Source organism: Paenibacillus sp. M-152, assembly GCF_003856555.1.
In the GTDB taxonomy this organism is placed as follows: domain Bacteria; phylum Bacillota; class Bacilli; order Paenibacillales; family Paenibacillaceae; genus Paenibacillus; species Paenibacillus polymyxa_C.
On record NZ_CP034141.1, the window covers coordinates 5,776,064 to 5,788,880 of the forward strand.

Annotated in this window: 12 protein-coding genes; 5 read left to right on the forward strand and 7 right to left on the reverse strand. The window is 42.3% G+C overall.

Annotated elements, in window-relative coordinates; all coding sequences use genetic code 11:
• Nucleotides 1-107 precede the first annotated feature (107 nt).
• Genes EGM68_RS25395 through EGM68_RS25405 form a run of 3 tightly spaced genes read left to right on the forward strand, consistent with a single transcriptional unit; the run spans nt 108 to nt 3,743 of the window.
• Nucleotides 108-839, forward strand: a complete 732-nt coding sequence (locus EGM68_RS25395) for a GntR family transcriptional regulator (RefSeq protein ID WP_129550273.1) — start codon at nt 108-110, stop codon at nt 837-839.
• Entirely contained in the window at nt 832-2,370 is a 1,539-nt protein-coding gene (gene gntK, locus EGM68_RS25400; protein ID WP_129550274.1) for a gluconokinase, read from the forward strand. The genes EGM68_RS25395 and gntK overlap by 8 nt, the downstream gene beginning before the upstream one ends.
• Before the next feature lie 26 nt (nt 2,371-2,396).
• Entirely contained in the window at nt 2,397-3,743 is a 1,347-nt protein-coding gene (locus EGM68_RS25405; protein ID WP_017426040.1) for a GntP family permease, read from the forward strand.
• A gap of 107 nt (nt 3,744-3,850) precedes the next feature.
• Here the strand turns inward: EGM68_RS25405 and EGM68_RS25410 are convergent, their stop codons facing one another.
• The 5 genes from EGM68_RS25410 to EGM68_RS25430 form a co-directional block, all read right to left on the reverse strand.
• The gene (locus EGM68_RS25410) at nt 3,851-4,222 is read right to left on the reverse strand and encodes a DMT family transporter (protein WP_016822518.1); all 372 of its coding nucleotides are present in this window, start codon (nt 4,220-4,222) and stop codon (nt 3,851-3,853) included.
• Entirely contained in the window at nt 4,222-4,773 is a 552-nt protein-coding gene (locus tag EGM68_RS25415) for a TetR/AcrR family transcriptional regulator (RefSeq protein ID WP_090737594.1), read from the reverse strand. Before EGM68_RS25415 ends, EGM68_RS25410 begins: the two co-directional genes overlap by 1 nt.
• 188 nt (nt 4,774-4,961) lie before the next feature.
• Nucleotides 4,962-5,918 (reverse strand): endo-1,4-beta-xylanase, encoded by a 957-nt coding sequence (locus EGM68_RS25420; protein WP_013373834.1) that lies wholly within the window; start codon nt 5,916-5,918, stop codon nt 4,962-4,964.
• 294 nt (nt 5,919-6,212) lie between these two features.
• Nucleotides 6,213-7,151 (reverse strand): alpha/beta hydrolase, encoded by a 939-nt coding sequence (locus EGM68_RS25425; protein WP_016324913.1) that lies wholly within the window; start codon nt 7,149-7,151, stop codon nt 6,213-6,215.
• A 26-nt stretch (nt 7,152-7,177) separates the two neighbouring features.
• Complete coding sequence (locus EGM68_RS25430; RefSeq protein ID WP_013373836.1) at nt 7,178-8,239, reverse strand: LLM class flavin-dependent oxidoreductase; 1,062 nt, start codon at nt 8,237-8,239, stop codon at nt 7,178-7,180.
• 321 nt (nt 8,240-8,560) lie between these two features.
• Here EGM68_RS25430 and EGM68_RS25435 point away from each other — a divergent pair, with 321 nt between their 5' ends.
• On the forward strand, nt 8,561-9,142 hold the full coding sequence (locus tag EGM68_RS25435) for a TetR/AcrR family transcriptional regulator (RefSeq protein WP_016324915.1): 582 nt from the start codon (nt 8,561-8,563) through the stop codon (nt 9,140-9,142).
• Between the two features lie 147 nt (nt 9,143-9,289).
• Here EGM68_RS25435 and EGM68_RS25440 read toward each other — a convergent pair whose 3' ends face one another.
• The gene (locus EGM68_RS25440; RefSeq protein WP_019689041.1) at nt 9,290-9,700 is read right to left on the reverse strand and encodes a YjdF family protein; all 411 of its coding nucleotides are present in this window, start codon (nt 9,698-9,700) and stop codon (nt 9,290-9,292) included.
• Between the two features lie 285 nt (nt 9,701-9,985).
• Here EGM68_RS25440 and EGM68_RS25445 point away from each other — a divergent pair, with 285 nt between their 5' ends.
• A complete protein-coding gene (locus EGM68_RS25445; protein ID WP_129548454.1) occupies nt 9,986-11,431 on the forward strand; it encodes a DEAD/DEAH box helicase in 1,446 nt (481 codons plus the stop codon).
• Nucleotides 11,432-11,494: 63 nt separating this feature from the next.
• Here the strand turns inward: EGM68_RS25445 and EGM68_RS25450 are convergent, their stop codons facing one another.
• Nucleotides 11,495-12,577: an elongation factor G gene (locus EGM68_RS25450; RefSeq protein WP_240664109.1), complete on the reverse strand. Its 1,083-nt coding sequence runs from the start codon at nt 12,575-12,577 to the stop codon at nt 11,495-11,497.
• Nucleotides 12,578-12,817 lie beyond the last annotated feature (240 nt).

Here is a 12,817-nt window from a genome sequence, read left to right on the forward strand (position 1 = left end):
AACCGAACTGGCTTACAAAAATAATCTAATGAATACGCTTGCAAATTTAAAATTTTAGATTATAATACTTGTATACAAGTATACTTGATTGATGAGAAGGTGAATTTATGGTTCAATCCAGTGAATTCCTATATCCCTCCAAATGGCTTCTAAAAGCCTCTGCTGGTGATCGTGTAACATCCGAGCTTAGAATGCGCATCATTTCTGGTGCAATTGAAAGCGGTACCATATTATCTGAAAATAAATTGGCTGCTGATTTTGCTGTAAGTCGCTCACCTATTCGTGAAGCGTTAAAAATACTGGCTTCCGAAAATATCATCCGCTTAGAAAGAATGGGTGCCGTTGTTATGGGGCTATCAGAGAAAGAAATAGAAGAAATTTATGATGTTCGTCTACTTATAGAATCCTTCGTATTTGAACGTCTTATAAAGATGGACACTCATGATTTAGCAAAGGAACTTAGTAAAATACTCGAAATGATGAAAGTCGCGGTCAAATACAGTGATGCCGATGAATTTTCATATCAAGATGTCTTGTTCCATGAAACGATTATTCGTGCAGTTAATCATTCATACATCCTGATGATCTGGAATAATTTAAAGCCCGTGATGGAAAGCCTTATTCTGTTGTCGATGCGTATGCGTTTCAAAGAAAAGTATGAAGACTTTACGCGGATTGTAAAAAATCATGAGATTTATATTGAAGCAATCCAGGCAAAAGATAGAGACCTTATGATTAAGTCTTTACATGTAAACTTTGATGATGTTCAAGGTAAAGTAGAAGACTTATGGATGTCCCAACAATTGCTGTCTAAAGGAGCCGTGCCACAAAATGACTAACTATATGTTAGGTATAGATATCGGAACCACCAGTACGAAAGCCGTTTTATTTAGTGAAAAAGGCGAAGTCATCCAACAAGAAAATATTGGGTACCCGCTTTATACACCGGATATAGCGACAGCTGAACAAAACCCCGAGGAGATTTTTCAGGCAGTCCTACAAGCGACTTCCAATATCATGAAACATCACTCACAAAAAAAGCTATCGTTTGTTTCATTTAGCAGTGCCATGCATAGTGTCATTGCAATGGATGAACACGACCGGCCACTTACACCTTGTATCACTTGGGCAGATAATCGCAGCGAAGCGTGGGCACATCAAATAAAAGATGAGTTGAACGGCCAAGAAGTCTATAGACGAACAGGAACACCCATTCATCCCATGTCACCCTTAACTAAAATAGCTTGGATTGTGAATGACCTTCCTGAAATCGCTATCAAGGTTAAAAAATATATCGGAATTAAAGAATATATTTTCAAAAAGCTCTTTGATCTATATGTTGTTGATTATTCCCTGGCTTCAGCCATGGGCATGATGAATCTCGAAAAGCTGGATTGGGATGAAGAGGCCTTAAAAATTGCGGGGATAACCCGTTCCCAACTATCTGAGCTCGTACCCACAACCAAAATATTTACCGACTGTAATTCAGTTTTAGCAAAAGAGATGGGGATCGATCCACAAACACCATTTGTCATTGGAGCCAGCGATGGGGTTCTCTCTAATCTAGGTGTCAATGCGATACGAAAAGGCGAAGTTGCCGTCACCATTGGGACAAGCGGTGCCATTCGAACCATCATAGACAAGCCACAAACAGACGAAAAGGGAAGAATATTTTGTTATGCGTTAACGGAAAAGCACTGGGTCATTGGCGGGCCGGTAAATAATGGCGGGATGGTCCTTCGCTGGATTCGTGACGAGCTTGCCTCATCAGAAGTAGAAACAGCGAAGCGACTAGGAATTGATCCATATGATGTGTTAACTAAAATTGCTGAACGCGTAAGGCCAGGATCTGATGGATTGTTATTCCACCCCTACCTCGCTGGTGAACGTGCACCCTTATGGAATCCAGACGTACGTGGCTCATTCTTCGGTTTAACGATGTCACATAAAAAGGAACATATGATTCGCGCAGCCTTAGAAGGAGTCATTTACAATTTATACACCGTATTTTTGGCCTTAACCGAATGCATGGACGGGCCCGTGACCCGAATCCAAGCTACAGGAGGCTTCGCAAGGTCAGATGTTTGGCGGCAGATGATGTCTGATATATTCGCATCTGAAGTCGTCGTTCCGGAAAGCTACGAAAGTTCTTGTCTAGGAGCTTGTATTTTAGGCTTGTACGCCACCGGAAAAATCCAATCATTTGAAGTCGTCTCTGAAATGATTGGCAGTACCAACAAACATGCACCCAAAGAAGAAGCAACCAAGGAATATAGGAAGCTGCTGCCGATTTTCATTAACCTATCCAGAGTATTGGAAGACGATTATACACGGATTGCCAATTATCAAAGAAGCTTAATTAAACACTAAAAGGATAAATACAGGGGGTAATTACAATGCCATTAGTCGTTGTAGCGATTGGAATTTTAGCATTACTCGTTTTAATCATGGGCTTCAAATTAAATACCTTTATTTCCCTAATCATTGTATCGTTCGGCGTGGCCCTAGCCCTTGGAATGCCCTTAGAGGAAATTGTCAAAACCATTGAAGCCGGATTAGGCGGAACACTAGGCCACTTAGCGTTAATCTTTGGACTTGGGGCGATGTTAGGGAAGTTGATCGCTGATTCTGGGGGGGCCCAAAGAATTGCCATGACCCTCGTTGACAAATTTGGTGAAAAAAATATTCAATGGGCGGTCGTAGCCGCTTCATTCATTATCGGAATTGCGTTATTTTTTGAAGTAGGATTAGTATTGTTAATTCCAATCGTATTTGCCATTTCAAAAGAATTAAAGGTTTCTATCTTATATCTCGGTATTCCGATGGTCGCTGCTTTGTCCGTCACACACGGTTTCTTACCACCACATCCAGGACCAACCGTGATTGCTGGTGAATATGGCGCGAACCTTGGTGAGGTTTTACTTTATGGCTTCATTATTGCTATCCCAACCGTTATTTTGGCTGGTCCTGTATTTACGAAGCTTGCCAAAAAACTCGTACCTGCTTCATTTACGAAAACCGGTAACATTGCCTCTTTAGGTGAACAGAAAGTATTTAAGTCTGAGGAAACTCCTGGATTCGGAATCAGTGTATTTACTGCAATGCTTCCTGTCATTTTAATGTCGATTGCTACGATTATTACTTTGCTTCAAAAAACAATGGGATTTGAGGATAATAGTTTACTGGCAGCGATCCGTTTTATTGGTGATGCATCAACATCCATGTTGATTTCCTTGCTGGTTGCCGTCTACACCATGGGAATCGCAAGAAAAATTCCAATCAAAGATGTAATGGCATCTTGTACAACTGCTATTACTCATATTGGGATGATGCTCTTGATCATTGGGGGAGGCGGAGCCTTCAAACAAGTACTCATTAATGGCGGCGTAGGTGACTATGTAGCCGATTTATTCAATGGAACTACATTATCACCAATTCTGCTAGCCTGGATCATCGCTGCAATCTTACGTATTTCCCTGGGTTCTGCGACTGTTGCAGCCTTAACAACCGCTGGTTTAGTAATTCCGATGTTAGGACAATCTGACGTTAATCTTGCTTTAGTCGTGCTTGCCACGGGAGCGGGTAGCTTAATAGCTTCACATGTTAACGATGCCGGGTTCTGGATGTTTAAAGAGTATTTTGGTTTAAGCATGAAAGAAACCTTTGCCACATGGACATTGCTTGAGACCATTATTTCTGTAGCCGGATTAGGATTCATCTTAATACTAAGTTTATTCGTATAAACCATGATTTCAGGGCGGTAGATCCCCCACCTATCTTTCTTAGAATCTCTAAGTCGATAAGTGAGGATCTACCGCCTCTTTACAAACTGGAGTGATATTATACTTTTTCATTTTTGGACGATTGAACTGGTTGCTTCTGTTGTTCCTTTGGCCTCACCATGTCCTGCACCAAATAGGTTCAATACCACCACGCCAATAACAATTAAAGCAATCCCTACGATACTCCCTGTATTGATTTTCTCCTTCCAAATCAATACTGAAATCACCGTTGTAGCAACAGCCCCCACCCCTGACCAAATGGCATACGTCATATTAAGAGGAAGTGTCTTGAGGGTTAGTGAAATAAAGAAGAAAGAGATTACAAACGCGACAATCGTGAATAGAGTCGGATACAGTCTCGTAAAACCTTCTGAAGCTTTAAGCATTGAAGTACCAATAAGCTCACTAGCAATAGAGATTGCCAAGAAAAAATAAGCCATCATTCATTCTCCTTTATATATGTCTTTAATTCTTCTATAATTTTTTGCTTCAATTCTTCATTGGGAAGAGCGAGTCCGAACATTTCGGCAAACCACAAACCGTCTATAGCTAATCGGACAATCGTAGAACGAACCGGATTTAATTCGTCGTTTTCGATTTTATTTTGGATATTCGCATACTCATCCTGAAGCAGCTTGAGCATTTGAGGGTTCGTAAATTGTGCTGCCGAGAGAGCGGTATACAGGTCACTTGCATCCTGATCCCCGGAAAATGACGTATTCATATAAGCACGAGTCCATCTACCTTGGGAATGTGTATCGTTTTCTGCCCTTTCATTAAATTCGGTGATAAAGCTGGTCGATAGCTGTTCAACCATCCCCAGAATCAATTCATCTTTATTCGGAAAATGGTAAAGCAATCCTCCCTTACTTACTCCCGCTTTCTTAGCCACCGCTTCTAACGTTAATTTTTCTACTCCTTCTTCTTGTACAATTATAGAAGCCGCTTTAAGGATTAATTCTCTTTTTAATGTTTTTTTAGTTGTATTCATTCTGATCACCACCCATTTTACTATACCGTCCAGACGGTTTTATTTCAATCAAAAGATACGTTTAAGCTAAATAAAAAGAAGCCTTGGGCGTGTAACATTTCAGCCAAGACTTCTTCAAATAAACAACTACCCAGCCCGGATATTTAGCAAAAGTCCGCATCTGTTGGGTTTTAAGTGCCACCTATAGCTTATCTCTTCAGATACTGTCTCAGCCATTGGAGCGCAGGACGTTCCGTGCCGTTAGAGTTCAGCAGATGTGTACCATCTTTCCAAGTTTGTCCTTGGATATACCCCCAAAGCGTAACTCCCTTCACTGAGGGGTTTTGCCAAAGGACTGGAAACTTCTCTTTGTATCTGGCAAGTTGAGTATTATCATCCCCAGTTATATCCAGTTCCGACACATAGATCGGTAACCCGGTCGCCGACAGCTTATTTAGTACAGTATTCATCGTGTTGACTGAGACGTTGTCCATACTGAAATGGTGGCATTGAATGCCAATACCGTCAATCAGGCCTCTACTCTTGAGCTGATTAATAATATTGACATATTGGTCGGCTAAAGAAGGGTCGTTGATAATACCATAATCATTTATATGCAGTTTGGCATTCGGGAAAGCTTGTCTAGCCTGTTGAAACGACCATATGACCCAATCCCATCCGGTCGACCCGTCACCACCAATGGCATTGCGGTAGGACGGCTTCTGATGCAACGGCTCATTCACCACATCTACAAACGCCGCATTCGGATAGCGCTGACCTGCTGCTTTAATCCACTGAGTCACTTCCGCTTTCTGATCAGCAGCCGACAGTCCTTTAACCCATCCTGGCTCCTGGGCACCCCATACCAACGTATGGAACTTGAACGGGAAACCATTGCTACGGGCATAATTGTAGGCGGTATCCGCCTGCGACCAGTTCATGTTGTTACGACTGCCTTCAACCGATTCCCACTTAGTCGAGTTCTCCGGCGTCACTTGATTCCAGTATGTCCCGTAACTAGGAGGGACACTGCCCGCAATGATATTCCCCAGAAATTTGCTTCCATTTGCCAGGCCAGCATCAGCCTGGTTGACCAGAACAGATGATAACAACACACCCGCCAACGCCAAACTGCTCACCAGCTTGCCCACTTTAGTTCTTAACATAAAATCTCCTCCTCACACGTATAATTTGATAATACTCTTACTCAATAATTTAAGCGCTTACATTTCCAATTATAAGAATGAATAGTTGTTTTCTGCTACATGTGAAAGTATAGATTTTACCCGAAAAATCTTACATCATTGCAGAACAGCCACAACACGAATCCCAAACAACTCTGAAACGAAAAGAAAAGGCTGCTGCGAAAAGTGATATACCCCCTTCACAGTAGTAGGTTTTATTATTCAACCTGTCTATCTTCTTGGGAGCATATCACCTGAAGACCGCTCCTTAATTATTTAAGGATTAAGCGCTCTTGCAATCGCGTCTACATAACTTTGGCTGGCGCGTTGACTTACTTCTGCTTGAGGAACCATCCCTTCAAAATTGTGGAATGTGCCGGGATACAGATGAAATTCGACGTCAACGCCCGCTTGGGCAAGGCGTGCCACATATTCGATCGTCTCATCTCGGAATAGATCGAGCTGCCCTACGCACGTGTAGGTCGGCGGCAGACCAGCCAAGCTTTCTGCTCTCGACGGCACCGCATATGGGGAAACCTCGCTATCTTCGGTACGATTACCCAAGTACATGTTCCAGGCCGTCAAGTTGTTCTTCCGGCTCCATGGTGCATTATCGGCCGTAATTTCATGACTTGATGCCGTAACATTGCGGTCGTCGATCATCGGATATAGCGGCATTTGGAAGATAAGGGCTGGTCCGCCTTTGTCACGAGCCATTAAAGCAAGTGCTGCGGTTAGACCGCCACCCCCGCTTGCACCAGCAATTGCGACCCGGTCCAAGTCGATGCCCAGCAGCTCAGCTTCATCGGTCATCCACGTCAAAGCGGCATAACAGTCATCGATGGCAGCTGGGTAGGGGTGCTCGGGAGCAAGTCGATAATCGACCGATACGACGACGCAATTAGCCGCCTGCACGAAGCGTTCGCACAAAGCATCGTCCATATCAGGATGCCCCATTACATAGCCTCCCCCGTGAATCCACAGCATGGCCGGAAGCTTAACGTCAGTTCGCTGGGCAGGTTCGTAGATTTTGACTAATATCTCGCCTGCAACGCTCGGAATCATCCGGCTTGTCGTGCGTACGTGTTCCGACTGCTCAATAGGCGGACTCGACAAATAACTTCTGCTCAGTTCTAAATTCTCCTCCAGTTGGAAACCGGGGAATTGTGCAATTACTGACCTTAGTTCTGGTAATAAACGATTTTCAAAATCCATGCGAATCACTCCTATGTTAGGTTATTTTATAGTCTTTTTTCCGTCTCCGCTTCCCACTTGGCTATTTCCTTCCGCACTCGGGGTGCTACCTCTGTTCCAAGTAGCTCAATGGCTCTCATCACCTCGGCATGCGGCATCGTGCTTAACGGAACATACAGCATAAAGCGTGTAACACCTACATGCTTGCGAAGATGAATGATCTTCTGAGCAACCGTCTCGGGATCGCCAACATACAGCGCACCTTCAAAGCTGCGCGCGGCATCATAGCTGGAACGATCATAATGCGCCCAGCCTCGCTCCCTGCCCAATCTATTCATACCTGCCATCGTAGAAGGGAAATATGTATCTGCCGCTTGCTCATTATTCTCTCCGACAAATCCTATCGAGTGCGACCCAACTCTAAGCTGCGATTCATCATGACCAGCGTGCGCTGCTGCTTTCTTATAAAGCTGGACAAGCGGTGCAAAATTTATCGGGTTTCCTCCAATGATCGCCAGCATCAAGGGCAGTCCTAACAGACCTGCACGAATAGCAGAATCCTGCCTTCCCCCGCTGCCTACCCATATTGGTAAAGGGTTCTGAACTGGCCGTGGATACACGCCCAAATTGTTAATGGCTGGCCGATGTCCGCCCTTCCAGATTACCTTTTCGGACTCCCGTATTTTAAGGAGAAGTTCCAAATGTTGTTCAAACAGCTCATCATAGTCATCCAAGTCATAGCCGAACAGAGGAAAAGACTCAATAAAAGAACCCCGACCCGCCATAATCTCGGCACGTCCATTTGAAATACCATCCAGCGTAGCAAAGTCCTGAAAAACGCGCACCGGATCAGCTGAAGAAAGCACCGTCACTGCACTGGTTAGCCGAATCCGTTGTGTCTGCGCTGCAGCCGCGGACAGCACCATTGCTGGTGAAGATGCCGAATAATCCTTTCGATGATGCTCACCTACACCAAACACATCAAGTCCCACTTGATCAGCAAGGATAATTTCCTCGACAACTTCACGCAACCGCTGTGCGTGACTTATCACTTCGCCTGTCTGAACATCAGGCTTTGTCTCTACAAACGAGGTAATACCTATCTCCATGGTCTATCTCTCCCGTTCTAATAGCTTTCTTTGTGTGCCAATTGAATAACAATAAAATATCATACCAAACGGTATGTTATTTTCCCTAGTAAATATAACTCACAAAAAAGAATACTGTCAACAATCATAGTAAATCCACTTTGATTATTCTTTCATATGCACCTCCTCTTTTCGGGAAAGACCAACCTTCATTTGACAATTTTAAGGACTAATTATAAGATAATAACGTACCAATTGGTAATAAAATGAATGTCACTGAACATTATAATCAGATACATGGAGCCATTAAGAATAAAATCATGAGTAACGAGAGGTATTGTTATGGGACGAATCCGCGAATTTGACGAAGAGAAAGTTTTAGATGCAGCTATGCAAATATTTTGGGAAAAGGGATATGAAGCCACCTCATTAAGTGATTTAACTTCCAGAATGGAAATTCAACGCCCCAGTATATATTCCACTTTTGGGGGCAAAAAAGAATTGTTCGAAGCCGCGCTACGCAAATACACGATGTCCCGTGCTTCTTTAATCCGAACCAAACTTCAAAGCATTCCATCTGTAAAAGAAGCATTTCGTACTTTTTTTGAGGGTGTGGTTGAAGAGGAGTATGCGGAAAATCCTAGAAAAGGATGCTTTTGCATTAATACAATGGTTGAACTTGCGCCCCATGATGAGAAGTTTGAAATTCTTACAAGGGAGCATCAAATGTACCTGGCGGTCATTTTTCAAGAAACCATTGAACGAGGTATACAATCAGGTGAGCTTGAGATCGGACTAGATGCGAAGGCTGTATCACAGGCATTAGTTGTATCGTTAATTGGTCTGACCGTCATGATAAAGTCTCGTCCAGAGCGATCATTTATTGATAATACAATAGAAGTAACACTGACACTGCTTAAGTAATTTGGAATGGATTCATTTTAGCGGATACCAATCTCTATACGACAGTTTAAAGGGCACCCAGTCGGGTGCCCTTTGTGTGTAACACATGTTTTCACATATGCCGAGATAAAACATGCGTTACAATTCCGGATAAGGATGGAGGTTTTATTAATGTCCGCGATGTTTTTCCTTCGCTTTTTTCTCCTTTAATTCCCTTATCCGTGCCTTCATAGATTCCCTTTGCTGTTTAGAGTAGGTACGTTTCTCCAACTTGCGCTTCTCATACTCTAACTTTAAAGCCTCTTGTGCGTTGGAAGAGACTCCCTTCCGCCTTAATTCATACGCTGCCTGCCTTGCTAGCCGCTTCGGATTGACCTTCTTCGTTTCAGACCACTTTATAGCCACCTCTTGTGAAAGCCGACTAACAAGTTCCCACATTTCCTCACGGATAAAATGGAGAATTTCTTCGTCTTTAGGCTCTGTCCCAAAAATGTACCTAGCTGCCTTCAATTTCCCCTGGTCCTGCTCCTCCACGACTCCAACCCAATACTGTCCATCATGATAAATCGTAAGCTTCATTTGAATCCCCCTCATTTTAAATCGAAACGATGGACATCCCGAGGGGGGAAGGTTACTGACATGGCACTCTTGCAATTATAGAGTCTTCCATGCGCCTGGACTACCAACCAGACTGTGTTTTTTCGTCTCAGAAAAAGTATAGTTGCCTTACTGGAAAACAGCAAGTTAATCGCTGATATGTATTAGAGTGTAGCTGGAATAGAGTATACTGGTTGAGTATAAGTTCGATACACGATGACATGATATATGTAATGGTACTTAAATACAGCGCAGAAGAGGTTGAGAATGAGTCAAAAGCATTTTGCAGATTACCCATTAAGTGAAGAAATTGTGAGGGCTCTGGATAGCCTGGGCTATGAGACGCCAACAGAAATTCAAACGGAGGTTATTCCCGTTGCGCTTGAGAAGAAGGATCTTGTGGCCAAATCGCAAACAGGCAGCGGCAAAACAGCAGCATATGGTATTCCACTGTGTGAGCTAGTAGATTGGAATGAGAATAAACCCCAAGCTTTAATTCTGACACCAACCCGTGAACTCGCATTACAGGTTACTGAAGACATCACGAATATCGGACGCTTTAAGCGGATAAAAGCAACGGCTCTTTATGGGAAACATCCTTTTCATATACAAAAGGCCGAGCTAAAACAAAGAACACATGTGGCTGTAGGTACGCCCGGACGTGTACTAGATCATATTGAACGAGGCACACTATCCTTAAATCGAATTGCCTATCTCGTGATTGATGAAGCTGACGAGATGCTGAATATGGGCTTTATCGAGCAGGTTCAGTCGATTATTCAGGCACTGCCTAATGACCGAGTTACGATGTTATTTTCCGCTACTTTTCCCGAAGATGTAGCCAAACTGTCACGTAAATATATGAACGATCCTGTGGAAATTGAGATCAAGGCGACAGGTGTAACCACAGCCACGATTGATCACTCTCTTATTCAGGTGCGGGAGGCGGACAAGCTGGCTCTGCTACAGGATCTGCTCATTGTTGAGAACCCTGACAGCTGCATCATTTTCTGTCGTACGCAGGAGCATGTAGATACACTATTCAGAGCATTGGCTGACCTCGAATATCCATGTGATCGCATCCATGGCGGCATGGAGCAAGATGAGCGATTTGAGGTAATGAACGCATTCAGAAGGGGACAATTCCGTTACTTGATCGCAACTGATGTAGCCGCCAGAGGGATTGATATCACGAATATCACCCATGTCATCAACTACGATATTCCCCTTGAAAAAGAAAGCTATGTTCATCGTACAGGACGTACAGGACGTGCTGGCAAAACAGGGAAAGCCATTACTCTAATCACTCCTAAAGATAGCAAACGTTTAGCTGATATCGAAGCATACATTGGATTTGTAATTCCGCAAATAAAGGCTCCCTCAGAAGGGGCTGTTGATCTTCACAGAAAAGATTTCGAGCGGAAACTACATGTAAAAACTGTACTCAAAAACGACAAACGCGAGCAATTAAACCAACAAATTATGAAGCTCAATTTTAATGGCGGTAAGAAGAAAAAACTTAGAGCTGTCGACTTTGTGGGCACCATCGCTAAGCTGGATGGGGTAACGGCAGATGATATCGGGATCATTACGATTCTGGATAATGTGACAGATGTTGAGATTCTGAATGGCAAGGGCCCACTGGTGCTTGAGATTATGAAGAATACTACCGTAAAGGGCAAGCTTTTAAAGGTACGCAAAGGTCATAAGTAGAAGGTACGCTGTATAAAAAAGAGTGAGGCAATCCCGTTCAGTACGGCCGATGGCTTTCGTAAGCTATACAGGCGGGATGGCCGAGTTCATCTCTTGCTCCTCTAATTCATCTTTCCATTTATCGATATTATAAATCACTTTGAATTTCTCTTTTAACTGAGTAACATCTTCAACTGGCACATAGCTGTCCAATTCCATATGGAAGTCCGAAACATCTTTTTTTTGGTTATACATCTCTTTTAAAATATCAATGATTGTGGAAAGTATAGATTTAAATGATAATTTACAATTATCTTCGTCCTCGTCGAGTATACATAGATTTTCTACCCCACTAAAAAAGGAATTTCCTTTAAAATATAGCTTGTTACAGGTCATATGGACCTGCATCAATGGTTCGCATATTTGCCAATCTGCCTCAAGCATAGCGGTTTCGAGCGATGCATGTGCTCCATTAATGTAATAATAATCTCGATAAAAACACATTGAACAAGAGGCCTTCATTATTTTAATTTTTGAATCTACAGCAGGATACCCTAATACAAAACCTTCAGCTAATAATTTCTTGGAGAAGTAATCCAACGATTTTACAAATAATTGGTATCCAAGCTCCTTACCTTCCTCATCGTCTTTATGACAGCAATAATGAATAATATCTTCTTTCACTTGTTTATTTTCATATTGATATCCCATTCCAGCCTCTAAATGATCAATATGAATTTCAACTCCTGCAAATAAGTCATTTAAACTTGTTATTCTGGAATGATTGCCTTTTAAATTTATATTCAAGTCAGCAGTACATTCTCTATAGAGTATACAGGTGTCTTTGATATCCAGTTTAATGTCTTGTCTTTTCATAAAATCAGCGATTTTCTTTAGATGCAAATAATCCGTTCCTATAAAAACTATTTTCTTATATTCAATAGTCCCAGCATCAGATTGATTAAAATGAACAGCAATACAAACGTCCTCATCGTATGCTTTCAATGTCTCAGTACTTGCAATAATCCTACTTCGTAGCGCAGCTTGTCGAGGAAATGGCATGGTTAATCCAATATATTTTGATTCTAAGTTAGGTAGCAGCTTCATTTGATCATGAAGGTAAAGCATCACATTATCAAAATTATATTTCTTAGCATTTTCATTCATTAGAAACTGTGTCCTCTCCTATTTATTTACGAGATGGGCCTACTATTACTGGAATATCTTAATTTCATTTTACCATCCCCTCACTTCCACAATATACCTTTAACTCTATAAAACTAACCACGTGGGTGATAATTGTTCTGCTTTATCGTATTCTCTTAGAGAGTTGATAGAACACTTAAAAAAATTTAGACAAAGTGTCCCTTTCGGTCATCTTCGTTTGTTATACAGATATAATTTTCT

Excerpts from the sequence above, each read along its gene's own strand:
- EGM68_RS25395 (WP_129550273.1), top strand. The coding sequence starts at position 108 with ATGGTTCAATCCAGTGAATTCCTATATCCCTCCAAATGGCTTCTAAAA.
- gntK (WP_129550274.1), top strand. The coding sequence starts at position 832 with ATGACTAACTATATGTTAGGTATAGATATCGGAACCACCAGTACGAAA.
- EGM68_RS25405 (WP_017426040.1), top strand. The coding sequence starts at position 2,397 with ATGCCATTAGTCGTTGTAGCGATTGGAATTTTAGCATTACTCGTTTTA.
- EGM68_RS25410 (WP_016822518.1), bottom strand. The coding sequence starts at position 4,222 with ATGGCTTATTTTTTCTTGGCAATCTCTATTGCTAGTGAGCTTATTGGT.
- EGM68_RS25415 (WP_090737594.1), bottom strand. The coding sequence starts at position 4,773 with ATGAATACAACTAAAAAAACATTAAAAAGAGAATTAATCCTTAAAGCG.
- EGM68_RS25420 (WP_013373834.1), bottom strand. The coding sequence starts at position 5,918 with ATGTTAAGAACTAAAGTGGGCAAGCTGGTGAGCAGTTTGGCGTTGGCG.
- EGM68_RS25425 (WP_016324913.1), bottom strand. The coding sequence starts at position 7,151 with ATGGATTTTGAAAATCGTTTATTACCAGAACTAAGGTCAGTAATTGCA.
- EGM68_RS25430 (WP_013373836.1), bottom strand. The coding sequence starts at position 8,239 with ATGGAGATAGGTATTACCTCGTTTGTAGAGACAAAGCCTGATGTTCAG.
- EGM68_RS25435 (WP_016324915.1), top strand. The coding sequence starts at position 8,561 with ATGGGACGAATCCGCGAATTTGACGAAGAGAAAGTTTTAGATGCAGCT.
- EGM68_RS25440 (WP_019689041.1), bottom strand. The coding sequence starts at position 9,700 with ATGAAGCTTACGATTTATCATGATGGACAGTATTGGGTTGGAGTCGTG.
- EGM68_RS25445 (WP_129548454.1), top strand. The coding sequence starts at position 9,986 with ATGAGTCAAAAGCATTTTGCAGATTACCCATTAAGTGAAGAAATTGTG.
- EGM68_RS25450 (WP_240664109.1), bottom strand. The coding sequence starts at position 12,577 with ATGAATGAAAATGCTAAGAAATATAATTTTGATAATGTGATGCTTTAC.